The sequence below is a fragment of the Streptomyces sp. NBC_00353 genome, from assembly GCF_036108815.1.
Classification (GTDB): Bacteria; Actinomycetota; Actinomycetes; order Streptomycetales; family Streptomycetaceae; genus Streptomyces.
The window spans coordinates 2465719-2491199 of sequence record NZ_CP107985.1 but is presented as its reverse complement, the minus strand read 5'-3'; the positions used below and the strand labels follow the sequence as shown (position 1 = coordinate 2491199).

General features: G+C 67.8%; 16 protein-coding genes and 1 tRNA gene. 7 read left to right on the top strand and 10 right to left on the bottom strand.

Annotated features, from left to right (window positions below; translation table 11 throughout):
- Positions 1 to 4 precede the first annotated feature (4 nt).
- Genes eboE through OHA88_RS11470 form a run of 3 tightly spaced genes read left to right on the top strand, consistent with a single transcriptional unit; the run spans position 5 to position 3811 of the window.
- Positions 5 to 1180, top strand: coding sequence for a metabolite traffic protein EboE (gene eboE / locus OHA88_RS11480; protein ID WP_328625411.1), 1176 nt, complete (start codon positions 5 to 7; stop codon positions 1178 to 1180).
- Positions 1177 to 2598, top strand: coding sequence for a nucleotide pyrophosphatase/phosphodiesterase family protein (locus tag OHA88_RS11475; RefSeq protein ID WP_266999916.1), 1422 nt, complete (start codon positions 1177 to 1179; stop codon positions 2596 to 2598). Before eboE ends, OHA88_RS11475 begins: the two co-directional genes overlap by 4 nt.
- 49 nt (positions 2599 to 2647) lie before the next feature.
- Positions 2648 to 3811, top strand: a complete 1164-nt coding sequence (locus tag OHA88_RS11470; RefSeq protein WP_328625410.1) for a sugar phosphate isomerase/epimerase family protein — start codon at positions 2648 to 2650, stop codon at positions 3809 to 3811.
- A gap of 33 nt (positions 3812 to 3844) precedes the next feature.
- On the opposite strand, the gene OHA88_RS11465 is transcribed toward OHA88_RS11470, so the two are convergent.
- The 5 genes from OHA88_RS11465 to OHA88_RS11445 all read right to left on the bottom strand — a co-directional run bounded on the left by OHA88_RS11465 (position 3845) and on the right by OHA88_RS11445 (position 10705).
- The gene (locus tag OHA88_RS11465; RefSeq protein ID WP_328625409.1) at positions 3845 to 4108 is read right to left on the bottom strand and encodes a hypothetical protein; all 264 of its coding nucleotides are present in this window, start codon (positions 4106 to 4108) and stop codon (positions 3845 to 3847) included.
- A gap of 1 nt (position 4109) precedes the next feature.
- Entirely contained in the window at positions 4110 to 5498 is a 1389-nt protein-coding gene (locus OHA88_RS11460) for an OFA family MFS transporter (protein WP_328625408.1), read from the bottom strand.
- A 128-nt stretch (positions 5499 to 5626) separates the two neighbouring features.
- Positions 5627 to 7774, bottom strand: a complete 2148-nt coding sequence (locus OHA88_RS11455) for an acetate--CoA ligase family protein (RefSeq protein ID WP_328625407.1) — start codon at positions 7772 to 7774, stop codon at positions 5627 to 5629.
- A gap of 2 nt (positions 7775 to 7776) precedes the next feature.
- Complete coding sequence (frc, locus tag OHA88_RS11450) at positions 7777 to 9006, bottom strand: formyl-CoA transferase (protein WP_266999912.1); 1230 nt, start codon at positions 9004 to 9006, stop codon at positions 7777 to 7779.
- Positions 9007 to 9022: 16 nt separating this feature from the next.
- Positions 9023 to 10705 carry a thiamine pyrophosphate-binding protein gene (locus OHA88_RS11445; RefSeq protein WP_328625406.1) on the bottom strand — a complete coding sequence of 561 codons (1683 nt, stop codon included), beginning with the start codon at positions 10703 to 10705 and terminating at the stop codon, positions 9023 to 9025.
- 164 nt (positions 10706 to 10869) lie between these two features.
- Between OHA88_RS11445 and sucC the strand changes: the two genes are divergently transcribed.
- The 3 genes from sucC (at position 10870) to OHA88_RS11430 (ending at position 14767) form a co-directional block, all read left to right on the top strand.
- A complete protein-coding gene (sucC, locus tag OHA88_RS11440) occupies positions 10870 to 12003 on the top strand; it encodes an ADP-forming succinate--CoA ligase subunit beta (RefSeq protein WP_328625405.1) in 1134 nt (377 codons plus the stop codon).
- 11 nt (positions 12004 to 12014) lie between these two features.
- Entirely contained in the window at positions 12015 to 12938 is a 924-nt protein-coding gene (sucD, locus tag OHA88_RS11435; RefSeq protein WP_328625404.1) for a succinate--CoA ligase subunit alpha, read from the top strand.
- A gap of 254 nt (positions 12939 to 13192) precedes the next feature.
- Positions 13193 to 14767, top strand: coding sequence for an aldehyde dehydrogenase family protein (locus OHA88_RS11430; RefSeq protein ID WP_328625403.1), 1575 nt, complete (start codon positions 13193 to 13195; stop codon positions 14765 to 14767).
- Between the two features lie 21 nt (positions 14768 to 14788).
- Here the strand turns inward: OHA88_RS11430 and OHA88_RS11425 are convergent, their stop codons facing one another.
- The gene (locus OHA88_RS11425; RefSeq protein WP_328625402.1) at positions 14789 to 16093 is read right to left on the bottom strand and encodes a DUF2254 domain-containing protein; all 1305 of its coding nucleotides are present in this window, start codon (positions 16091 to 16093) and stop codon (positions 14789 to 14791) included.
- A gap of 225 nt (positions 16094 to 16318) precedes the next feature.
- On the opposite strand from OHA88_RS11425, the gene OHA88_RS11420 reads away from it, so the two are divergent.
- Positions 16319 to 16403 (top strand) — tRNA-Leu (locus OHA88_RS11420).
- Positions 16404 to 16647: 244 nt separating this feature from the next.
- On the opposite strand, the gene OHA88_RS11415 is transcribed toward OHA88_RS11420, so the two are convergent.
- From OHA88_RS11415 to OHA88_RS11400, 4 genes are all read right to left on the bottom strand, one after another.
- Positions 16648 to 18450, bottom strand: a complete 1803-nt coding sequence (locus OHA88_RS11415) for a hypothetical protein (RefSeq protein WP_328625401.1) — start codon at positions 18448 to 18450, stop codon at positions 16648 to 16650.
- 95 nt (positions 18451 to 18545) lie between these two features.
- Positions 18546 to 19229, bottom strand: a complete 684-nt coding sequence (locus tag OHA88_RS11410; protein ID WP_328625400.1) for a hypothetical protein — start codon at positions 19227 to 19229, stop codon at positions 18546 to 18548.
- Positions 19230 to 19718: 489 nt separating this feature from the next.
- Complete coding sequence (locus OHA88_RS11405; protein ID WP_328625399.1) at positions 19719 to 20594, bottom strand: hypothetical protein; 876 nt, start codon at positions 20592 to 20594, stop codon at positions 19719 to 19721.
- Entirely contained in the window at positions 20591 to 24904 is a 4314-nt protein-coding gene (locus OHA88_RS11400; protein ID WP_328625398.1) for a hypothetical protein, read from the bottom strand. The genes OHA88_RS11405 and OHA88_RS11400 overlap by 4 nt, the downstream gene beginning before the upstream one ends.
- Between the last annotated feature and the right edge of the window lie 577 nt (positions 24905 to 25481).

Genomic DNA, 25481 nt, shown 5'->3' with positions numbered 1-25481 from the left:
CCCGATGCGCTTCCGCCACCCCGACGGATCCATCGTCCATCTCGCGTACTGCACCAACGTCCACCCCGCCGAGACCCTGGACGGGGTCCGCGCCCAGCTGCGCGACCACTGCGAACCGGTCCGCAAACGCCTCGGCCGCGACCGCCTCGGCATCGGCCTCTGGCTCGCCAAGGACGCCGCGCGCACCCTGATCGACGACCCGGTCCAACTTCGCTCACTGCGATCCGAACTCGACCGGCGCGGCCTCGAAGTCGTCACCCTGAACGGTTTCCCTTATGAAGGCTTCGGCGCCGAAGAGGTCAAGTACCGGGTGTACAAACCGGACTGGACGGACCCCGAACGGCTCGCCCACACCACCGATCTCGCCCGGCTCCTGGCCACACTGCTCCCCGACGACGTCACCGAAGGCACCATCTCCACCCTCCCGATCGCCTGGCGCACCCCGTACACCGGCGATCCGCAAGCCGCCCGCACGGCGCACACCGCCCTCACCACCCTCGCCGAACGTCTCGACGTCCTGGCCGAGCTGACCGGCAAGTCCATTCGGATCGGCCTCGAACCCGAACCGGGCTGCACGGTCGAGACCACCGCCGACGCGATCGCACCGCTCACCGCCGTCGGACACCAGCGCATCGGCATCTGCATCGACACCTGTCACCTCGCCACCTCGTTCGAGGACCCGGGCACCGCCCTCGACGCGCTCGCCGCAGCCGGCATCCCGGTGGCCAAGACCCAGCTCTCCGCCGCACTCCACGCCGAGCACCCGCACCTCCCCGAGGTGCGTACCGCGCTCGCCGCTTTCGCCGAACCCCGCTTCCTCCACCAGACCCGGACCCGGACCACCCACGGACTGCGCGGCACCGACGACCTCGACGAGGCGGTCACCGGCCAGGCCCTGCCCGACGGCACCCCGTGGCGCGCCCACTTCCACGTACCGCTGCACGCACCGCCCGCCCCACCGCTCACCTCGACCCTCGCGGTGCTCAGGGCCGCGCTGACCCGCCTCGTCGGCGGAGCCCGACCGCTGACCCGTCACCTGGAGGTGGAGACGTACACCTGGCAGGCGCTCCCTGCCGAGCTGCGCCCGCGTACCCGCCCCCAGCTCGCCGACGGCATCGCCGCCGAACTCACCCTCGCCCGCGACCTCCTGGTCGACCTCGGCCTCAAGGAGCTCCCATGACCGCAGCCGAAACGGGTACGTCCTCCCCTCTCTCCACCACCGCCACTCCCACCCCGCTGCTCGTCCTCGACGTCGTCGGCCTCACCCCCCGGCTCCTCGACCACATGCCGCACCTCAAGTCCCTGGGGCAGTCGGGCACCCACGCCCCCCTCGGCACCGTGCTGCCCGCCGTCACCTGCGCCGCCCAGTCGACCTTCCTCACCGGCACCACCCCCGCCGAGCACGGCATCGTCGCCAACGGCTGGTACTTCCGCGAGCTCGGTGACGTCCTCCTCTGGCGCCAGCACAACGGACTCGTCGCCGGCGACAAGCTCTGGGACGCCGCCCGCCGCGTCCACCCCGGCTACACCGTCGCCAACATCTGCTGGTGGTACGCCATGGGGGCGGACACCGACATCACTGTCACCCCGCGCCCCGTCTACTACGCCGACGGACGCAAGGAACCCGACTGCTACACCCGGCCGCCCGCCCTCCACGACGAACTCACCGAGAAGCTCGGCACCTTCCCCCTCTTCCACTTCTGGGGCCCCGGCGCCGACCTGGTCTCCTCGCAGTGGATCATCGACGCGACCCGGCACATCCTCGACACCCGCCACCCCGATCTGGCCCTGTGCTACCTCCCGCACCTCGACTACGACCTGCAGCGGTACGGCCCCGACGATCCACGCGCCTTCGCGGCCGCGGCCGACCTCGACCGGGCCGTGGCCCCACTCCTCGAGGACGCCCGCCGCGAGGGACGCACCGTTGTCGCGCTCTCCGAGTACGGCATCACCCGCGTCGACCGACCGGTCGACATCAACCGGGCGCTGCGCCGAGCCGGCCTGCTGGAGGTCCACACCCAGGACGGCATGGAGTATCTGGACCCGATGGCCTCCCGGGCCTTCGCCGTCGCCGACCACCAGCTCGCCCACATCTATGTACGCCGCCCCGAGGATCTTGATGCGACCCGCGAAGCTCTCCAGGACGTCCAGGGCATCGAGCAGCTGCTCGACGACGAAGGCAAGAAGGCTCACGGCCTCGACCACCCGCGCTCCGGCGAGCTCGTCGCCGTCGCCGACCCGGATGCCTGGTTCACGTACTACTACTGGCTCGACGACGCGCGCGCCCCCGACTTCGCGCAGCTCGTCGAGATCCACCGCAAACCCGGCTACGACCCGGTCGAACTCTTCCTGGACCCCCAGGACCCGTACGTCCGGGTCAAGGCGGCCACCGCCGTGGCCCGCAAGAAGCTCGGCATGCGCTACCGCATGGCGGTCGTGCCCCTCGACCCGTCACCCATTCGTGGCAGCCACGGCCGCCTCCCCATGAGCGACGAAGAAGGTCCGCTCATCCTCTGCTCCACCCCCCACGCGTTCACCGGACCCGTCCGGGCCACCGAAGTGAAGTCCCTGCTCCTCACGCTTGCCGGCCTCGCATGAGATCGGTCCGTGCTCAGCGTTGCGAGCATCTTCGAGAAAGAGAGAGACCGTGACCGCGTACAACGACGAATCCGGAACGGACGGCGCCCTGCGCCGCAGCCTCGGCGTCAGTCGCCGCCGCTTTCTCAGCACCTGCACCGCCGCTGCGGCAACGGCGATCGCCGCGCCCGCCTTCGGCGCGTCGCCGGCCTTCGCCCAGCCCGCTCCCCACAAGGGAGACGGCCACGGCAACGGCCACGGCCAGGATCTGGTCCCGGCGGCGAAGCGAGGAATCATCCTGTACACCGTGCGTGACGCCACGGGCCGGGATCCGCTCAGCACCGACCTTCCCTCGGGCTTCCGTGAGGTCTTCAGGGAGCTGGCCCGCTATGGCTACAAGCAGGTCGAGTTCGCCGGGTACGGCCAGCACGCCAACGCACCTGGCGGAAGCAACCTCGAAACGGTGGAAGGCGCGAAGCTGCTGCGCTCGTGGCTGGACGAGTACGGTCTGCGCGCCCAGGGCAACCACGGCTTCATCCCGTCGTCCTGGCCGCTGAACCAGAGCGACCTGGACCAGTTCAAGCGGACCCTCGAAATAGCGAACATCCTCGGCATGGACCACATGGGCACCGGTGGCGACCCCACCGGCAGCGCCTACCGTGCCGACTGGGACGTGGCCGCCGACAAGTGGAACTCGCTGGGACAGATAGCTCATCGTGCGGGCATCAAGCTGTACACCCACAACCACGACGCGGCCTACGGCTTCCTGCTCGACGGCGGTCCGCTGGACGCACAGGGGCGACCCACCCGCAGCTCCGGCATCCGCAAGCTCGAGTACTTCCTCAAGGTAACCGACCCGAAGACCGTATGGCTGGAGATGGACATCTTCTGGGCGCACGTCGCCCAGTACAAGTTCCACACCTACACCGCGCACGACGGATCGCAGCGGGAGAACATCTTCGACCCCGCGGCATTGGTCCGCAGTCACAACAAGCGCTACCCGCTGTTCCACGCCAAGGACGGCGTCGTCAACACAACCAGCGGCAACGGCTACGACATGGTCCCCTTCGGTACCGGGGTCATCGACTACCGGACGTTCTTCCGCCGCGTCGGGCAGGCGAACTACCGCAACCCGATGGTCGAGCAGGACAACGCACCGAGCTCGACCGACCTCGCGCAGTCCCTGAAGCATGCGCGGATCGGCTACGACAACCTGGCGGCGCTGCGCAAGTAGGACCAAGGCGGCACCGGAGGGGCGGTCCGCGCCTCACCCCGAATTCCTGACATCGGGGAACAGCGCAAACGCCCGCCCGGTGACGTCAGGCACCGTGCGCTCCACGGCCGTCACCAGGAGCGTACGGTGCCTGACCGGCACCGCGAACTGCCGGACCGACAAAGGAGGTTGGCCGAGTATCCGCCGGCCGGTCCTGCCGATGCGGTAGCCGTCGCCCCACGCGTCCGTGATCGCGCGGAAGCCCGCGCCGACCGTGGTGGCCGGCGCGGACTCCGTTCCGCGAGGTTTTGCTGTCACATCAGGAGATTTCCCGGCTGATCGGGTACGGATTGGGTTCGATGCGCTTGGCGCTCGGCCGGCCCGGTGCCCGCAGGAACACCGCAAGTACCGCGGAGGCGAGCCCGATGCTGCCTGCCAGGGCGAAGGCACCGCCGTAGCCCCAGGCACCGACCACGAGGGCTCCGACGCCGGAGCCGACCAGGCCGGAGATCAGCTTCGAGCTGTAGACCATTCCGTAGTTCGAGGCGTTGTTGTTCTCACCGAAGTAGTCCGCGGTCATCGCCGCGAACAGCGGGAAGATGGCGCCGCCACCGAAGCCGGAGACCATCGAGCAGAACAGGAAGAACGGCATCGAGCCGATGTCGCCGGAGAAGAAGACCCCGAACTGCGCGGATCCCAGGACCAGACAGACGATGATCAGCGTGTTGCGGCGTCCGTACCGGTCGGAGATCCAGCCGATGACACCCCGGCCGGTCCCGTTCACGATCGCCTTGAGCGACATGGCCGTGGCCACGATGCCGCCGGCGAACCCCATCTCCTTGCCGAACGGCACCTGCATGGCGATACCGAAGATGTTGATGCCCGCCGTGCACAGGAGGCAGAACCACATCATCCACAGCACGGGGGTCCGGGCCGCCTCACGCGGGGTGTACTGCTTGACCGCCGGCGGGTTCTTCGCCAGCGACCGCACGATCCGCGGGTCGTCCGAGACCTTCAGCGGGTCGACGTGATGGGGCCACCAGTTCTTCGGCGGGTCCTTGAAGAACCAGCCGGCGACCGCGACGGCCGCACAGCAGATGACCCCGACGGAGACCAGTACACCCTGGTAGTTGGACAGATCCATGTACGAGGTGAACAGGAACACGAACGGCACCGAGCCATAGGCGAAACCGCCGTTGACCATGCCGGTCTTGCCGCCCTTGCGCTCCGGGTACCACTTGCCGACCATGTTCACGCAGGTCGCGTAGACGAGTCCGGCGCCGATGCCGCTGAACATGCCGAAGCCGAAGTAGGCGACGATGACATGCGGTGCGTACGCCAGCGAGAGATAGCCGAGCAGGGTGCCCAGCGCTCCGAGCATCATCGCGCTCCTGGCCGGCAGCCTCCCGCTCTCGCGGAGCTGCCCGGCCGGGAAGGCCACGGCTGCCTGGAAGAAGATCCAGACCCCCATCAGCCAGAAGATGTGACCACTGGCCCACAAGTGCGCGTCGTGCAGCGTCTCCTCGGCGGAGGTGAACGCGTACTCCGACGAGCTGATGCCCATCATGCCGATCCACGGCAGGAGCACCATGGTCCAGCGCGGTCTCCGCATGATGTCCCGGTCGGTCTCACCGAGCCGGTACACGCGGCCGTTGCGGTCCGTCACCTCTCTGTAGGGGACGGATGTGGGGATGTCTGTCGTTGTCATGATCGATCGAACCCCTCGCGTGGAAGAAGTCTGGCCAGCGCCCCCTGTCCGTTCCCACTTCGCGTCGCCCGGGGCCTGCGGCCGAGCGGTTCGCCGCAGACCCCGTGGTTCGAGCTCTCGCCGTCAGGTCATCGATCACCGTCCAGCAGTCCGGCCGCACGGGCCCATCGGTACTTGGCGCCCAGTACGGCCACCGGCTTCTCCGTGGTGTACGGGTACGCGACGACGCCGTGCTCGAAGAGGTACTGGCATGCCTCCTCCACCTCGGTGTCGCCGGCCAACGACGCCACCACGGGCTTCTTGATCCCGCGCTCGCGGAATTCCGCGACCACCCGGGCGGTCAGCTCGGCGAAGACCATCGGGGGAGTGACGATCGTGTGCCAGTAGCCGAGGACCAGCGCATGGATGCGGGGGTCCTCCATGCCGAGGCGGATCGTCGCCTCGTAGGTGGACGGCGGCTCGCCGCCCGTGATGTCGATCGGGTTGCCGGCCGCACCGAACGGCGGAATGAACGCCTTGAACGCCGTGTCCAGATCCGGCGGAATCTCCATGAGGGAGAGCCCGTTGTCGACGATCGCGTCCGACAGAAGCACGCCCGAGCCGCCTGCCCCCGTGATGATGACGACGTTGTCGCCCTTGGGCGTCGGCAGCACGGGCAACGCCCGCGCGTACTCCAGCATGTCGTTCAGCCCCGGGGCCCTGATCACCCCCGCCTGACGCAGGATGTCGTCGTACACGGCGTCGTCGCCCGCCAGTGCACCGGTGTGCGAACCCGCTGCCTTCGCGCCGGCGCTGGTACGGCCGGCCTTCAGCACCACGATCGGCTTCTTCGGTACGGTCGCCCGCGCCGCCTCGACGAACGCGCGACCGTCCTTGAGATCCTCCAGGTGCATCGCGATGCACTTGGTGTTCGGGTCCTCGCCGAACCAGGTCAGCAGGTCGTCCTCGTCGATGTCGGACTTGTTGCCGAGCCCGACGATCGCCGACACACCGGTCTTCGTCGAGCGGGCGAAGCCGAGGATGGCCATGCCGATACCACCGGACTGCGAGGTCAGCGCCACCCCGCCCTTCACGTCGTACGGGGTGCAGAAGGTGGCGCAGAGGTCCTGCCACGTCGAGTAGTAGCCGTAGATGTTCGGCCCGAGCAGCCGTACGCCGTACTGCTCGCCGATCGCCACGATCTCGTCCTGCAGCGCCTGTTCACCGGTCTCGGCGAATCCGGAAGGGATGAGGACCGCATTGGGTATCCCCTTGCGCCCCACCTCTTCCAGCGCCGATGCCACGAACTTGGCGGGGATCGCGAAGACCGCCACATCCACCTCACCGGGAACGTCCGTGACACTCTTGTACGCCTTGCGGCCCAGAATGTCATCGGCCCGGGGGTTCACCGGATGGATCTCTCCGGAGAAGCCGCCGTCGATGAGGTTGCGCATCACCGAATTGCCGATCTTGCCCTGCTCGTTGGATGCGCCGATCACGGCGACCGAGCGCGGCTCCATCAGCCGGCGCATCGATGCGAGGATCTCCTCGCGCGGGTAGGTACGCCGGGGCTTGACCGTCTCCGTCGACAGCAGGATCCGGATGTCCGCCGCGACCGCACCGTCCGGAGCGGCGATGACCGGATTGAGATCGACCTCCGCGATCTCCGGGAAGTCCGTGACCAGTTGGGAGACCCGCCGGATCTGCTCGGCCAGTGCCCACCGGTCCACCGGCGCCGCACCCCGAACCCCGCGCAGGATCTCGGCCGCGCCGATCGAGTCGAGCATCGACAGCGCCTCGTCCGCACTGACCGGGGCCAGGCGGAAGGTGATGTCCTTGAACACCTCCACCAGCACACCGCCGAGCCCGAAGGCCACGACCTTCCCGAACGTCGGGTCGGTGACCGCGCCGACGATGACCTCCTGGCCGGGCGGCACCAGCTGCTGCACCTGCACACCGTCGATCCGCGCGTCCGGGGCGTACGCCCGCACGTTCTCGATGATGCGTTGGAACGCGGCACGCACCTGAACGCCGCCCTCCACCCCGACGACGACACCTCCGGCATCCGTCTTGTGCAGCACATCGGGGGAGACGATCTTCAGTACGACCGGCCCGCCGAGCCGGTCCGCGAAGGCCACCGCCTCGTCGACGTCCTGTGCCAACTCCTCACCCGGCACGGCGATCCCGTACGCATCGGCGACGATCTTGCCCTCGGGTGCGGTGAGCGCACTGCGTCCGGCGGCCCGGACGGAGTCGAGCAACGCCCGTACGATCTCGCGGTCCTGTGATTCGACCATGTTCAGATGACTCCGTTCGTCTTCAGCAGCCGCAGCTCCTCGTCGCCGAGGCCCAGCTCACCGACGTACACCTCTTCGTTGTGCTCGCCGAGCAGCGGCGAAGTCACCACATCCACCGGGGAGTCGGAGAGCTTCAGCGGGGAGCCCACGGTGGTGAACGTGCCGCGCTCCGGGTGCTCCACCTGGACGACCATCTCGTTGGCGACCAGGGACTCGTCCTCGATGATCTCCCGGGTGGAGAGGATCGGGCCGCACGGGATGTTGTGCGCGTTCAGCCGCTCCAGCACCTCCCACTTGGGGAGCGTCGCGGACCACTCCTCGATGAGCTGGAACATCTTGTCGAGCTTGGGCAGGCGGGCCTCGGGCGTCGCCCACTCGGGGTCGTCCACCAGCTCCGGGCGCCCGATCAGCGAGGCGAGCGGCTGCCAGCCGACCGGCTGCACAATGACGTACACATAGTCGTTGGGCCCACCGGGCGCGCACTTCACCGCCCAACCGGGCTGCCCGCCGCCGCTCGCGTTGCCGCTTCGCGGCACCTCGTCGCCGAAGTCCTCGTTCGGATACTCCGCCAACGGCCCGTGCACCAGCCTCTGTTGGTCACGCAGCTTCACCCGGCACAGGTTGAGCACCGCATGCTGCATGGCGACGTTGACGCGCTGTCCACGCCCGGTGTTCTCACGCTGGAACAGTGCGGCCAGAATGCCTGCGACCGCGTGGATTCCGGTTCCGGAGTCACCGATCTGCGCACCGGTCGCGAGCGGCGGACCGTCCTCGAAGCCGGTGGTGGACATCGAACCGCCCATGGCCTGGGCGACGACCTCGTACGCCTTGAAGTTGGTGTACGGACCCTCGCCGAAGCCCTTGATGGAGGCGTACACGATCCGCGGATTGATCTCCTGGATCCGCTCCCAGGTGAACCCCATCCGGTCGACGGCACCGGGCCCGAAGTTCTCCACCATCACATCCGAGCGGCGGATCAGTTCGGTGAGGATCTCCTTGCCGCGCTCGCTCTTCGTGTTGAGAGTGATGCTCCGCTTGTTGCAGTTGAGCATCGTGAAGTAGAGGGAGTCGACATCGGGCAGATCGCGCAGCTGTTTGCGGGTGATGTCGCCGCTCGGGGCCTCGAGCTTCACCACGTCGGCGCCGAGCCAGGCGAGCAGCTGGGTGGCGGAGGGACCGGACTGTACGTGCGTCATGTCGAGGACGCGCACGCCCTCAAGTGCTTTGGTCATGCCAACAGCTCCTCTGCTACTTGTACATGGTCTGGTTCATGGTTCCGGGGGCGTACGCGTCCGGGTCGACCCAGACGTTGATCAGCGACGGCAGTCCGGACTCCCGGGCCCGCTGAAGCGCCGGCGCGATGTCGGCGGGGTCGCGGACCTCCTCGCCGTACCCACCGAGCATCTGGGCGAACTTGTCGTAGTGAACGTCGCCCAGGGTGTTGCCGACCCGCTCGCGCTCGTCCCCGTACTTCGCCTTCTGGCCGTAACGGATCTGGTTCATCGAGGAGTTGTTGCCGACGATCCCGACGAACGGGAGGTTGTAGCGGACCAGCGTCTCGAAGTCCCATCCGGTCAGGGAGAAGGCACCGTCGCCGAAGAGCGCCACGACCTCCTTGTCGGGCCGGGCCTGCTTCGCCGCCAGCACGAACGGCACCCCGACGCCGAGCGTGCCCAGCGGCCCCGGGTCCATCCAGTGGCCGGGGGACTTCGGCTGGACGACCTGACCGGAGAAGGTGACGATGTCGCCGCCGTCCCCGATGTAGGTCGAGTCCTCGGTGAGGAAGTCGTTGATCTCGCTGACCAGCCGGTACGGGTGGATCGGCGAGGCATCCGACTTCAGACCGGGCAGCCGCTTCTCGATCGCGATCTGTTCGGCGGCACGCAGCTCCTCCAGCCACGCCTTTCGCTTGACCGCACCCCCGTCGAGCCGCCCGCTCGCCGCTTCCGTGACCGCCTTCAGGACCATCCCCGCATCGCCGACGATCCCGAGGTCGATGTCCCGGTTCTTGCCGACGGTGCGGTAGTCGAGGTCGATCTGCACGACGGTGGCGTCGGGGGAGAGCCGCTTGCCGTAGCCCATCCGGAAGTCGAACGGCGTACCCACGATCACGATCAGATCGGCGTTGGAGAAGGCGTACCGCCGCGACAGCTGGAAGTGGTGCGGATCGCCGGGCGGCAGCGTGCCGCGCCCGGCCCCGTTCATGTAGGCCGGGACATTGAGCGTCCGTACGAGCTCGATGGCTTGGTCCGTCGCCCGGGTCGTCCATACCTGACTGCCCAGCAGGATCGCCGGCTTCTCGGCATGCACAAGGAGATCGGCGAGCTTCTCGACGGCCTCGGGGTCACCGGCCGTTCGGGTCGAGGCCCGGTACTGCCCGGCCTCCGGCACCCGGGCCTTGGACACCGGCACCTTGGCGTCGAGCACATCGCGCGGGATCTCCAGGAAGGAAGGCCCGGGTGCCCCGTGGTAGCACTCGCGGAAGGCCATGGACACCATGTCGGCGACGCGGGCGGTGTCCGGCACGGTAGCGGCGAACTTGGAGATGGGAGCCATCATCTCGACGTGCGGCAGGTCCTGGAGCGAGCCCATCTTGTGCTGACTGTGGGCGCCCTGACCACCTATCAGCAGCATGGGCGACTCGGCGCGGAAGGCGTTCGCGACCCCCGTCACCGCATCCGTGGTCCCCGGTCCGGCGGTGACGACGGCGCATCCCGGCCTACCGGTGATCCGTGCGTAGCCGTCCGCGGCATGCGCGGCGACCTGTTCATGTCGTACGTCTACGACTTCGATGCCCTCGTCGACGCAGCCGTCGTAGATGTCGATGATGTGGCCGCCGCACAGGGTGTAGATGCGCTCCACCCCCTCTGCCTTCAACGCCTTGGCGACCAAGTGCCCACCGGAAATGAGTTCCTGGCTGTCCTCGGGCATGGCGGTGCTGTCCCTTCATGGGGGAGTGCAGGAGCCATTGCCGCGCTCCCGCGGTACATTGCATACAGTCGACGAATACTGTATGAAACTTGTTATCCCGCATCCGGTGGGTGGTGTCCAGGGGGCGAGCGGCACTTTCACAATCGGCACGATCGGGAGTGGCTATGGATCTGTACGAGCACCAGGCACGGCAACTCTTCGCAGAACACGGCATAGCGGTACCGGAGGCCGAGGTCATCGACCACGCAGCCGACGCAAAGGAGGCGGCGGGCCGGCTCGGTGGCCGGGTCGTCGTCAAGGCGCAGGTGAAGACGGGCGGTCGGGGCAAGGCGGGCGGAGTGAAAATTGCAGCCGACCCGGCGGCCGCAGAACTGACCACCCGCCAGATCCTCGGCATGGACATCAAGGGCCACACGGTGCGCACGGTGATGCTCGCCCAACCCGTGGACATCGAGGCTGAGTTCTACGTCAGTTACGTACTCGACCGGGCGACCGGAACCTTCCTCGCCATCGCCTCCGCGGAGGGGGGCATGGAGATCGAGGAGGTCGCGGCCACCCGCCCGGAGGCAGTGGCCCGCATCCCTATCGACCCCGTCGAAGGAGTGACGGAACGCAAGGCCGCACAGATCGCCGCAGCGGCAGCCCTGCCGCCGGAGGCCGCCCCCGTGCTCCAGCGCCTGTGGCAGGTGCTCACCGGGGAGGACGCCCTGCTGGTCGAGGTCAATCCCCTGGTCCGTACGGTGGACGGCCGGATCCTCGCGCTCGACGGCAAGGTGACACTCGACGACAACGCCGGGTTCCGCCGGTCCCGTTGGGGAACAGAGGCCGACGACCCGCACGGCGACCCACTGGAGACAGCGGCCGCGGCCAAGGGCCTCAACTACGTCAAACTCGACGGCGAGGTCGGCATCATCGGCAACGGCGCCGGACTGGTCATGTCCACCCTCGACGTCGTCGCCGGCTGCGGAGCCCGCCCGGCCAACTTCCTCGACATCGGCGGCGGCGCCTCGGCAGGCATCATGGCCGACGGCCTCTCCGTCATCCTCTCCGACCCGGCAGTGAAGTCGGTGTTCGTCAACGTCTTCGGAGGCATCACCTCCTGCGACGCGGTCGCCGAGGGCATCGTCCAGGCACTGCGGTCCGTACGCCTGACCAAGCCCCTCGTCGTCCGCCTCGACGGCAACAACGCCGCCCGTGGCCGAGCGATCCTCGACGCACACGCGCACCCCCTGGTCGAGCAGGCCACCACGATGGACGGCGCCGCGCGCCGAGCAGCCCAACTGGCCGACGCAGCCTAAGGAGACCGGACATGGCCATATTTCTCACCAAGGAGAGCAAGGTCCTCGTCCAGGGGATGACCGGCGCCGAGGGCATGAAGCACACCCGCAGGATGCTCGCGGCGGGCACCCGGATCGTAGGGGGCGTCAACCCGCGCAAGGCAGGCCGGAAGGTCGACCTCGACGGAACCGAGATCCCCGTCTTCGGCTCCGTACGCGAAGGAATGGACGCCACCGGAGCGGACGTCACGGTGGTCTTCGTCCCGCCGCCCTTCGCCAAGGCGGCCGTCATCGAAGCGGCCGACGCCGGCATCGGCCTGGCAGTGGTCATCACCGAAGGGATCCCGGTCCATGACGCGGTGGCCTTCCACGCCCACGCCCGTGCCCGCGGCACCCGCATCATCGGCCCCAACTGTCCCGGCGTGATCACCCCCGGCCAGTCCAACGCGGGCATCATCCCGGCCGACATCGCGCCCGGGCCGGGGCGGATCGGCCTGGTCTCGAAGTCCGGCACGCTGACGTACCAGCTGATGCACGAACTGCGTGACATCGGCTTCACATCGGCGGTGGGCATCGGCGGTGACCCGGTCATCGGCACCACGCACATCGACTGCCTGACGGCGTTCGAGAACGACCCCGACACGGAACTCATCGTCCTCATCGGCGAGATCGGCGGCGACGCGGAGGAACGAGCGACGGCCTATGTCACGCAGCACATCACCAAGCCGGTGATCGGCTACATCGCGGGCTTCACGGCCCCCGAGGGCAAGACGATGGGCCACGCAGGTGCCATCGTCTCGGGCTCGTCGGGCACGGCGGAGGCAAAACAGAAGGCGCTGGAGGCGGCAGGGGTACCGGTCGGCGCCACACCGACGGAGACGGCCAGGCTGGTACGGGAGAAGCTGGGGACGCCCAGCCCGTCGGGCACATCCGCCTCGTCGGGCACACGCAGCTAGGCGGGCAGGTTCAGCCCGTCCGGCGATTGAGGACCGGGGCCTGGGGCGGAGCCCCGGTTTCGGGAAGGGGCGGGTAGGGGAAGGCACCGCCGCAGGCGACCCACCCGCCCCGCCCCCTCACCCCCACCACGTGACGGTGACGTCGCTCACCCCTGAGCCGACGTCACCTCCATTTTCACCCCCGCTCACTACCGTCCCGTACGAGCAGCCATCCCACCTCCCGCCCCGACTGTGCACCGAGAGCGGAGACCTTCATGGCACCGAACCCGCCCACCACCGAGCCCACCCCACCCCCCACCCTCACCCTCAAACCGGGCACAGCCTGGTCGGACGCCTGGCAACGCTGCCTCACCATCGCCCCCGAGGCATTCCAGGCCGACCGGGTCCTCAACTTCTGGGCCTCGTCCTGGCAGCAGGACGGCCGCCCCCTCCCCGCCACCAGCCCCGTCGACGGCAGCCCCATCGCGGGCCCGCCCCGCCTGGACGCCCCGACCGCCCAACAGGCGGTCCGGGCCTCCCTCGACCAGCACCGCGCCTGGCGTCACATCCCGCTCGCGGAGCGCAGCGCCCGCGTTTCCGCCACCCTCGACGCGCTCACCGAACACCGGGAACTCCTCGCGCTCCTCCTCGTCTGGGAGATCGGCAAGCCCTGGCGCCTCGCCCAGGCGGACGTGGACCGCGCGATCGACGGTGTCCGCTGGTACGTCGACAACATCGACCGCCTCCTGGCCGACCGCACCCCGCTCCCCGGCCCGGTCTCGAACATCGCCAGCTGGAACTACCCCATGTCCGTGCTGGTCCACGCGATGCTCGTACAGGCCCTGGCCGGCAACGCGGTCATCGCCAAGACCCCGACCGACGGCGGCGTCGCCTGTCTCACCCTGGCCTGCGCCCTCGCCGCCCGCGAGGGCATCCCGCTCACCCTCCTCAGCGGCAGCGGAAGCGAACTCTCCGCGGCTCTCGTCCGCTCGCCCGAGATCGGCTGCGTCTCCTTCGTCGGCGGCCGGGACACCGGGGCCCGTATCGCCACCGAAGTCGCCGACCTCGGTAAGCGGCACATCCTCGAACAGGAGGGGCTCAACACCTGGGGCATCTGGAACTTCACGGACTGGCCGTCCCTGACCGCCGTCATCCCGAAGCTCTTCGACTACGGCAAGCAGCGGTGCACCGCGTACCCCCGCTTCGTCGTCCAGCGCAGCGCGTTCGACGAGTTCCTGTCGGCCTACCTCCCCGCCGTCCGCTCACTCAGCACCGGCCACCCCCTGGCGGTGGCGGACCCGGCAGCCCCGCTTCCCAGCCTGGACTTCGGCCCGCTGATCAACGCGGCGAAGGCCAAGGAACTGGCCGATCAGGTGACGGAGGCCATCGACCGGGGCGCGATCCCCCTCCACCGAGGATCGACGGCCGACACACATTTCCTCCCGGGTCAGGACACCAGCGCGTACCTCCACCCGGTCACGCTCCTCAACCCGCCCCCGTCCTCACCGCTCCACCACGCGGAACCGTTCGGCCCGGTCGACACAATCGTCCTCGTCGACACGGAGGCGGAACTCCTGGCCGCCATGAACGCCTCGAACGGCGCCTTGGTGGCCACGCTCTCGACCGACGACCCGGCAACGTACGAGCGCCTGGCCCCACAGATCCGTGCGTTCAAGACCGGCCACGGCACTCCCCGCTCCCGAGGCGACCGGGACGAACTCTTCGGCGGCTTCGGCGCGTCCTGGCGCGGGGCCTTCGTGGGCGGCGAACTGCTGGTCAGGGCGGTTACGGACGGCCCGGCAGGGGAGCGCCTCCCCGGCAACTTCCCGGACTACCACCTGATGCCGTAACTCCCAGGAGGAACACCCGCCTCACCTGATCCCCTGACGATCGGGAAAGAGCGCGAACTCCCGCTCGGCGACGTCGGGCACCGTGCGCTCCACGGCCTTCACCAGGAGATCACGGTGCCTGACCAGCGCGCCCTTCCGGTCCTCCGGAGCCGGCGCCACCACATCGTCGATCCCGGCCAGCATCCGCCGGGACACCTGCGGACTCCTTGTCGCGCACCACCGGATCTCCTCGAAGGCAAGATCCACCAGATCGGTCCACTCCGGTCCGTCCTGTACAAGCCGCACCGCACCCGCCCCGTCCCGGTGCTGCACCGCTCCGAGCGGCAGGTGCACCATGGCGGCGAGCAACTGCACGATCCGGTCCAGGCACTGCACGGCGGTGGTGGGATCGTTCACCGCCGGGGACAGCGCCCGCAGCGCGATGTCCGAAAGCTGACGCAGTCCGAAGGCCAGATCCTGCTGCGATGTGCGCTCGACTCCCACCGAGATCGTGTACCTCAGCATCCGCCGCGGCGGAGCGGCCCCACCATGAACGGCCAGCACCGGCGTGCCCGGCACCACGAAGTCCCCGATCCGCGGGATCAGCCGCAACACCACCCCCTGCCGCCGAGCAGCCCGGACCAGCCGCGCCACATTCACCTCGCGCAGCACCCCTGCCCGCCCCGAGTGCCCGATCCGAGCGGTCTCCGCCCCGAGCGGCAGCTCTTCCCGCACCCCACCGGGCATCCGCCCGAGCACCTGCAGGGACTCATGGGTGATGCGATCGACGACCGGCCCCACCTGCATGAGCCGCAGCGTCGAGCTCACGTACGCGATGAACAGCAACAGACTGAGGCCCACCATGGCCAGCGTCAGCATGCTCTGCAGAAGCGGTACGGACGTGACCCGCCGCGGGTCGCCCTCGCTCTCGTACGAGGTCAGAACCAGCAGCGAGAACGCGAACGTCGCCAGGAACACCGTCAGCGTCAGCTTGCTGATCCGGCTCCTGACGAAGATCCGCACCACCCGGGGCGTGAGCTGACCGCTCGCCATCTGCACGGCCACCAGCGAAATGCTGAAGACCACACCGATGAAGGTCATCATCGCCGAGCTGACGGTGGTGACGATGGTCCTGGCATCGTCGGCGAACCTGATCAGATCGCCGACTTCCTCGTACGCCTGCTCGTCCTTCAGGTGCGTGACGATCTCCGCATCGAGCGCCGAGACGCCCCACCACAGCGCGAAGGAGCACAGCAGCCCCACCGTCGGAGCGAACCAGAACGTATCGCGCAGATACTCACGCAAGGGGGACAGCGTCCGGGGCCGCCGATAGCCGCGATCACTCATGTCCGCGAAGGTAGCCCGGCCACCCCCACCAGGCCCGTTACGCCGCCCGGCGAACCTCCGGAGCACTGCCCGTACGCGCACGACTGCGGACCGTACGCGACGCTCCCCGGCCCCCTCGGGTGCGCCCACCACACCGCACTGACCACCGAATATGCAGGTGAGAGGCACCCCAAACCCCTGGTATTGTTTTCTTTGTCGCCGCGGGAGACCGGGGCCGATCACCTAGTCCGGGTGGCGGAATGGCAGACGCGCTAGCTTGAGGTGCTAGTGCCCTTTATCGGGCGTGGGGGTTCAAGTCCCCCCTCGGACACCGAAAGGACGTTCACGAGATCGTCTCGAAGCGTTCACGAATTACCGGTTGAGTCATGTGACTCACCGGTTTTTCGTCGTTTCTGGGGCCTTGGGCCTCGTGATCGGCTCGATGAGGGGGTGAGGCGGTGGCGGTCCAGGTACTGTGCCTCTCACCTGCGGAAACAGGACATGCCTGCGCGACGGCTGGTAGCCGTGGCGCAGGCATGTGGGGTTTTCAGGGGGTGGAGCGCGGCGGAGGCGTGTCACTCGCGTGGCGGAGGCTCGACCCGCTCGGTCGGAAGCGGTCGCGCCTGGGGCGGGTCGGAGGGCTCACCGGGTTGGGTTGCGGTGCTCTGCGTGCTGGCTTTGCGGGGCTGGATGCCCTGGTCGCGGAGGAACCGTCGGATGGCTCTGAGGTTCGCCACGAAGATGATGACGGCATTGAGCAGGGTCTGTGCGACGCGTCCGTGCGGCAGGCGGAGCTGGGGATTGTCGATGCTGTCGAGGGCGGACTTCTTGAGGTTGCCGTTGCCGCCCTCGTTCTGACTGCGCAGTCCGGACCAGGCTTCCTGCCACAGAGGGGTGAACAGGGGGTACTTCTGCCGCCACTTGGCCAACACGGTGCCCGGGACGGTGATGCTCTTCCCCCTGCAGATGTCGGGGTAGACGGGGGTGTCCCGCTTGGGCCTGGGGATGGTGGGCAGGGCTGCCGGGGTACGGACAGTGGGGGCGTCGAGGTCGACGACGGTGGACGGGCGTGGCTGGGGCCGGCGGTAGCAGGTGACCGTGGCGTGCGGCCCGAGGGCGGGGCACTGCCGACGCTGGTCCCCTGCGGGCCCGTACTCCTTGATCTTGGTCTGGTAGTCCTTCCGGGACTGGATCAAGTTGAGTGCATGGGCGCGATCCTCGTCCGTGCGGCTGTCGATGTATGTGGCGCCCGCAGTGATGAGCGGGGTGGGCATCAGCGGGCAGTAGAACTCGCCGCCAACCAGCTGCATGCCGCGGAACTCTCCCTGCCGGTCGACCTTGTCGTCGTTGTAGTGCTTCACCGCGTTGAGGCCGAGTTTGAGCAGCTGCAGATGCAGGTTGTGAGGCTTGGCCTGGGTGATGCCCCGGTCGGCGCAGAACAGGTCTTTGACCAGGCCTCGTTCGAAGGCCGGCTGGATGGCGCGCAGGGCGGCCGGGCCGGGTTCGGTGCCCGGGGTGTGAAGGATCATGCCGAGGCAGACCGCCGGGTAGGCGCCAGCGAGGTCACCATGGCCATGGCCCGGGAACGCGGCCATCATGGCGTAGCGGAACTCCCTCTTCTCCGGCGCTTTGGCCTTCTTCCCCTGTCCCGACTTGGTCTTGCGAGTCGCTGGCTTGTTCGCCGTGCCGCGCTGGGTGCCAGTGTTCGTGGAGGCCGCAGCTTTGCCGCTGGGCCCCGACTTCTTCTGCGCTCCTCCCTTCACGTACATCCCGGCGGTGATCTCAAGCGAGGCCCGGTCCTGGTGGTAGTCCGGCTCTTTGCCCCAGACCGGAACCGGTGTGTCGTCGACCGCGATGTGGCCAGGCCACCGAGCGAAGTCGCCGCGCCGGTAGGAGGCCATCACCGGAGCGAGAACCAGATCCTGGGCGATGGCCTCCAGATTGCGCACGGTGTCCTGATTGGCGCGGGCATTCCACTTCCGTCGGATCTTCTTGGCTTCGCTGAGCGACAGCCGCTTGCGGCGGTCGTGTGGTGCCGGGTCGAGGCGCCGGGTCATCGAGGCCCAGGACCGGTAGACGCGCTTCGACGTCGAGTACTGGTGGTGCGCGACGCGGTCGATTTCTTCTCGGGTTGCGCCCTCGCGGATGTGCAGGTCGACGTCGGGAACGTCAAGGAGGGCTTTGGATCCCGGAGACAGGGCGAAGAAGAGCGTCTCCCATGCGTCGTTGATGTTCGCGCTCTTGCCCATGTACTGCGACAGGATCAGACCGATCAGCACTGTGCGGAACGGCAAGCCCTTCGGGCCTGGCCGGTGCTCGTTGGAGGGAAGGCGTTCCAGTACTCCGCTGTGGCGCACGAGGTCGAAGACCTGCCTCACAACGCGGTCGCTGAGGGTACGGCCGGGGGCCTGCGGTGCAGGGCGTAAGGCGAGGCCGGTACGCCGGCAGGGTTTGTCCCCCGGGTTCTTCCTGCTCATGCCGCCGCCCCCCGCAACAGATCGGATGCCTCCGCTTCGGGCACGTCGTGGAGGAAGACGAGGTGTCGCGAGAGGCTGTGCAGGGTCCCGAGTCCCGATGCTTTGAGGATCACCTTCAGCGGAATACCTGCATTCAGCAGTTCGACGAGCCAGGTCGTACGCAGCCGCTGGGTCTGCAGCACTGCACCGTCACAACGGCCGATGATCCGCGGGTACCTGGCCAGCCAGTCCGATGCGATGTGCTTGCTGGTGCGGTCCTGCCAGTCCGGCCGGAAGGCGTACGCGTCTGCCGGGATGTGGGCGGCTTCCGCCAGCAGCAGTTCCTCGTAGGCGTACCGGCATACGACAGTGCGCGGACGGCGCCCGTGCACCTTGACCAGTGCCCGGCCGGTGGGGCCTGCGAGGATGTCCCGCCCCTGAACGTACACAAGATCCTCAACGGCGAGCCCGCAGCCGACGCCGAGGCAGAACAGGAGACAGGCGTTGCGCCGCTGGGCGGGGGTAGGCAGGCTCTGCGCCCAGATCAGCCAGTAGGCGATTTCCGCCGGCGGGTAGGGAGCCACTGGGGCGGCGGTAGCCTTCAGCCGGATCGGCGGATGCTGTCCGAGCTGGTCCAGCAGGAGTGCTTCGGAGGCCCGGCGCAGCTGGCTGCTGCAGGTTCGGCGGCTGTTGGCGGCCATGTCGCGGCAGCCGACGAGGATGAACCGTTCGACGGTGCTCTGGTCAAGGAGTACCGAGGGTTCGAGTGAATGTGATCCGCGCCTGGGCAGCAAGCCGCACGGATACTGCAATGACCGCTGCCTGAGGACGCGGCGTTGCGGGCACGCAATGCCGCTATTGCCCGGCTGCAGCCTCGCCGGGGAGGACGAGCAGCCGCCAGGGAACGCGGAGGCGTTGAAGGCGCGGCTGCATGCGCCCACCCTCCGAGGCGTGCTCGAACAAGCGCAGCAGCACTGCTCCTCGCTTGTCGTCACTGCAGATATGGATGAGACCAATAAGCTGGAGCACCACTTACCGGTCGATGAAAAGTTGCCCGTGAGTTTTGCGTGTCACCGATGTCCGCGAGTCGTCGGGCCTCGGCCACCGGCTGCTGAGAGTCTCCGGCGCCGTCAATCGTGATCACGGGAAGTCCCCGAGATATCGACCGGAGCCGATGAGGGAGATCTCCGTCATCGCTTTGCTTCCAGGAACGGGGCGATGGTTGCCGCTACCGTAGCCGATCGCAGATACGGGGCCGCGCTGTGGAAGTCGAACGGGGCAATGCTGTCCGTCAGGTCGAGATCCACGGTGGGAAAACGTTCTTTGAGGGGGCGGGGGACGGCGACGATGTCGCCGTGGTCGCAGAGGTTGACCCAGCGACGCACGCCTGCAGGTCGTTGCCCGATGCCGTCGGCGGGGGCCGGTGACAGCCGATGGAACACACCGTGGGGTAGCGCGAGCGGCGAACCGAGCGTCAGGAGCAGCTCCACGTCGAGTTCCGGATGCGCGTGCAGTGCTTCGTAGGCGACGACGCTGCCGAGTGAGTGGGCGATCACCACGCGTGCGCCGGTCGAGGCGATGGTGGCGGCGACCTCTTCGCGGGCTGCTATGCGGGCAGGATCTTCGTTGTCTCTGAGATAGAGGGCGACGTCGCGGAAGAACCGGGCGATGAAGGCTCGTGTCAGCCGGCCGTCGAGACTGAGCCGCTCGGCGATCACGGAGACGAGCTGTCGCAGCGGGACGGCCAGACGTCCCTGAGCCGTCACCGACGGCAGTCTCAGGTGCAAGGACTCGTCCAACGACTCCGCCCACCGGGCGATCTCCTGGATCGCTTCCGGGTGTTCGCGTTCAAGTTGCTCCAGGCCGTCCGTACCTTGCGAGACTGGCATGGTCCGGTGGAGGTGGTGGGCGTAGTAGGCGTAGGTGAGAGGAACCCGCTCAGGGGAGGTGCCAAGTCCGGTGGCGACTTCCTTGGCCCAGGTGGCCGAGCGGGCGGTGACGATCTCTTCCGGGGAGTGGCCGGGGGCGTGGTGACCTACGCCGTGTACTGCAACGAAGGCGGTCATCTGGTCTCGGGTCCTAGGTCGGGGGCTGTGTATGGGCGCAGGGGAAGACGTTGGGCGTCCGGGGTCAAGCAGATGATGTCGGGGCCCATTCCGACGAATACAGTGCCGTCTTGGGCCACAGCGATCGCGAATACAGTGTCCGGGAACCAGAAGACGTCGAGCTGCCTACCGTTCGTCATGTCCCAGAGCCGCATCGAGCGGTCGAGGCCCCCGGTGAGGACATGGGGCCGCCCATGGAGGAGGACGGGAGTGATGGCGAAGACCGCACGAGTATGTCCTTCCAGACGGAGCCGTGGGCCGGCAAGTAGGGTGCTTACTCGCGCCTTGCCCCTGCTGTCACCGCTGATTACAAGGTGATCTCCGTCTAGTTCGACGGTGGCGACAGCGAGTACTGGGGCGAGGTGCTGGGTCACAGCCCGTGGGCCCGGTGGGCCCTGAAGGGAGGCCGACCAGACTGCACCCGAGCGGTCCCCCGCCAGGATGTGAGTCGGCGAGGCCGCCAGACAGGTGGCGCCTCTGGGCACCGTGAGAAGCACCCGCTCTCTTTCGGGGACGTTCGAGGAGTCCAATTCCTCCTGACGTGGCCAGCGCGACTCGTAGTCGAGGCGGTCGGCGCTGTAGAGGAGCACATCACCGAGTCGCGAAGCGTAGGCAACGTGCGGGACCCCGGCGATGACCAGCGCGATGACTGCACGCACGCCGGGTGGGTCGGAGATGGCACGATGATCGAGATATTCCTCCTTGAGGCTCGTATCCCAAAGAGCCAGCCCCTCGTTTGCGCACGAGGCGATGATCAGCGGATACTCACCGGCTTCCAGTACTGCGAGACCGGTGGGGTGATCTTGAACTGGATAGTCGAGGTGATAAAGGAGAGAGACCCGCTGCCTGTCTCCCGTCCGCGTGTTCCACAGGGCCAGCGTTCCGTCCGCGCTGCCCGAAACCAGGCGGCCGTCGGGAAGCGTCGCCAAAGCGTGGATCGCGTGTGTATGCCCTGGATGGCGCTGCGAAACCGAGGGGGCGGCCACGTCCCAGACGCGGACGGTACCGCCCTCGCTTGCCGTGAGGAGGGTCGCAGGTTGAGCTTCGGGAACGACCGCCATGCGCGTGATTGCCGTGGAGTGACTGGCGACCTGACGCGCTCTTTCGACCAGTCGTGCGGTACCGTCTCTGCTCGCGCTGAGAATGTGATGGGAACCCGACAGGGACACGGCGGCGAGATCGGTGACGGCATCGGCGTGTCCCCCCTCATCCAGCATTTCGGTGATTTCCGTACCTGTCCACACGGTGCCTTCCACATCGCCAGAGACCGGCTCGGGACCGTAACCCAAGTCGAGGTATCGGTAGCAAGTCATCCTCTCCCTCGTGGTTTGGGGTAGATCCACCTCATCGCCGTGGACGGTCAGAACCTGGACCCAGTCGTCGTAACAGGCGACGACGCAGTCACCCAGACCGTCGACGGTGACACGGGAGAGCCGCCACACCACACCATTGATGGCGGTAAGCACTGTGGAGGACAACGGTGCACCAGTAGCGAGTTCCCAGTAGCGGATGACGCGATCTTCACCGGCGCTCGCTACTGAGAGAACCTCCCCGTGCCGCGCCGTCGTCATCGACCAGATACGACCCTTGTGGGCTTGCCTCGTCCAGAGACAACGTCCGGTGATCAGATCCCATCCTCGGAGAACTCCGTCATCGCAACCCGTTACCCCGAGGAAGGCCCCGTCAACTTCCCCCGCGACTACACCACCAACTGCCGAACCGTGATCACCCAGTTCATGCGTCGTAGTCGCCGAATCCAGATCCCACAGCCTTGCGGTTCCGTCTTCGCTGGCTGTCAGGGCATGAAAGCGTCCTCGGATTCGGATGGTTGCCAGGTCCCAGATCTTGCCCTGGTGTCCGGTCAGGGTCGCCAGGAGCCCGGTTTGCAGGTCGCGTCCGACTGTCCAGCGCATACTCCACGGCGTCTCCCGAGACAGTTCGGCGGCCAACTCCCACTGCTGGTGCCGTGCTGCGTCGACGGCGAGGATGCTGCGTCGCGCATCGGGCGATCCGTCGTGATGAGCTCCGTACGACGTCAGATAGACCGCGCCCCGTGGGCTCTGTTCGCTGTGATAGAGCTCGTCCGCCAGCGGTGCCGGATCCGCGTGGACCAGGAACTCGGCATCTTCGAGCAACTCGCCGAGCTTCCCGGCTAGCACGCTGTGGCGGGCGGCATGGCGCAGGAGGTACGGCTCGGCGGTCGCCCAACGCCCCTTTCGTACGCCGCCCATTCGTACCGTCGTGAGGAGGCGCTCCCAGACCGTCGCCCCGTCCAGGACAGGCCGACGGCGGAGTTCGTCTGCAAGGCCTTGGTGAAAGAGGCGGTACAGCGGCGTGCCGTCGCGGTCGACGTTTCGGCGTGTGTAGAAGCGCAGGACCTGCAGGAGCTCAGAGGAATCCGGCTGACCGTCGACACTCATGTCCGGTGCGATGCCCGCGACCTGGGCGAGCAGCCGTTCCGGCATGCCGGAACCCTCGGCCCACGCCAACGCTGCCATGAGCTCACGCAGCCCGGGTCGGGCGAGGAACTCCAGGTTGAGGTCGAGGATCGCACCGAGAGTACGGGGTACGTCTCTACCGAGGGCCTCGGCCTCGGCCGTGGTGGCCGGTGGTGTCTTCTGCTCTCGGAGGAGACGGAGAAAGAGCCCGGCAACGAGGAACTCACCCCATTCTCGGGTTTGACTCAGGAGGGTGTCCGCCATCGCCCGGCCCAGGCTCTCGGCGGCGGGTAGCGAGCACCATGCGGATACGCCGGTGCCGATGGGCCGGAGTACGCGGCTGACGAAGTTCACCAGGTCTCTTCGCAGTCGTTCGGCCGGGACCTCGTCCAGGTCGAGCAGACCGTCGCGTTCGGCGGCGGCCTCGAGAAGGTGCCGGAGTCCTTCTTCGGGACGGGTCGCGATCAGCACCCTGCACAGGGGTTTCGTATCCGCCCGTCGAGTCGACGCCAAGGGCAGCAACAGGGCGGTGACGAGATCTTCGGGATGCTCTGCCTCGTCCACGGCGTCCACGATCAGATGGGGAGGTTCGGCCCTGGTGCGCAGTTCGGCCACCAGCTGATCCGTGGTCCAGGGCTTGCCACGGGTGGGTGAGTTCAGGTTCCACTGGGCTGCAAGGGAGGAGAGCACCTCTGCGAGGGTCCGTCGCCGTGCGTGTACGACGGCCAGCCCTTCGACCGCCCCGGGCAGGTCGCCACCGGATGGCCTCCAGATCCGCTCTGTGGCTTCCCGGAGTGCAGGGTGTGCGGCGCAGGCGAGGATACCGACCAGGGCGGACTTCCCGACGCCTGCCACTCCCGTGATGACGCGCAGGGGTGAGCCCTCACCCTCCAACCATGTTGAGAGCTCGCGTAGCTCGTCGCTGCGACCGGTGAAAGTCGGCACGCCGTTTTCCCCGAAGGCGCCGCTGGCACCCTGGGCTCGGACCATGAAGTGATGAGAGTCGGCCACCTCGTCCAGGAGTGTCAACACCGCGGGATCGACGCCGTCGCGGCTGCGTAGAGCGTCCGGCTCGTAGCGCGGGTTGGGAAAGAAGCGAAGGTGTGACAGGTCGGCGCCGACTGCGGCCAGTGGAAGCTCGACCGTCTGCTGATAGGAGCCCGCGCTCTGTTTTTCGACGCTGAGGACGACTTCGCGACAGAAGCGATCAAGAGGTACGTATTTATGTGATTCGTCGAGCTTCAGAGCGCCGGATGCGAAGCCGCGGAGCACTTCGTCGACTGCGAGGCTCAGGCGGCCGTTGTAAGCGGACTGCGTGGAGTGACAGGCGGCCAGTACCCAGACGCGTCGCCGCCCTATTTCGACCAGTGACTGCAGATGTCCGGTCGCCACCGTGCCGGAGTGGCACAGATCGAGTATCAGGAGTACCGCCGGCTCGCCCTCGCCGTCCGTCCTCCGGTTCTCGGCCATCTCGACCCAGCGGGCGAGAGTCTCCGTGAACTCGCCATCACCTCCGAGGGCTTGGAGACCTCGAGTGTTCTCTGCGTGCACACCATGGGCGAGCAGGTGGATGACGGTGAAGTCCGCGTCTCCCATGACGGCCCTTGTGAGGGCGTCACCGAGCGCAGCCGCGGTAGAGGAGGGGTCGGGCTCGGGCTCCAAGAGGACGTAGGCGTATTGCTTCCCCAGCACATCGCGTAAACGTTGAGCGTACGGCGCCGCGTATTCGAGCGGCTGCCGCGTCGTCGGCGACTCGTCCGACAGGCTTCCGGCGGGGCCTTCGACGCCGACCACGAGCGCTTGACGGTGCACCACCGATCCCCGTTCGGACACGCCTCTCCCTCAGCCCGGCATTCGCATTAGGAGGGGCCGGACTTCCTCTCGTCGGCTTCTGGCATCAGTTTCGCAGATCGTGATCGGCGACGGCCGCAGTTGACGACCCGTCCTACCGCACCAACACGGGCACCCTGATCCCGGGCGCCGAGACCCACCCGGGCCGGGCACGTGTAGATCGACGGAGCCGTCGGCGTCAGTGCGGTCCATTTGAAGACGCTGTTCGCTCGCGGGTGGGGGCTGTGCTGAGGCCGGCATCCGCTCCTCGCTGGCGATCAAGGCGCCGGAGATCCCCGAGTGGGACCCGAGCCCAAGATGTCGGATGGGGCCGCTGCACGTTGTCGCAGTCAACCGGGCCCGGGAACGGACCGTGCGTTCTCGGGCCGGGTCGTGCTTCGCGATGTGGTGTAGGGGATCGAGCGCTCTGCGCTCCGGAACGGAGCCGATGGCGATCTCGGTTGAGGCGGCATCGCCACCGATGGGCCGCCCGTCGACACCGAACCGGCGCATGATCCCCCGTCGTGCGGTCGTACCGCCGGGCGCCCCCTGCTCACACCGAGCCTCGGTAACGAGGACG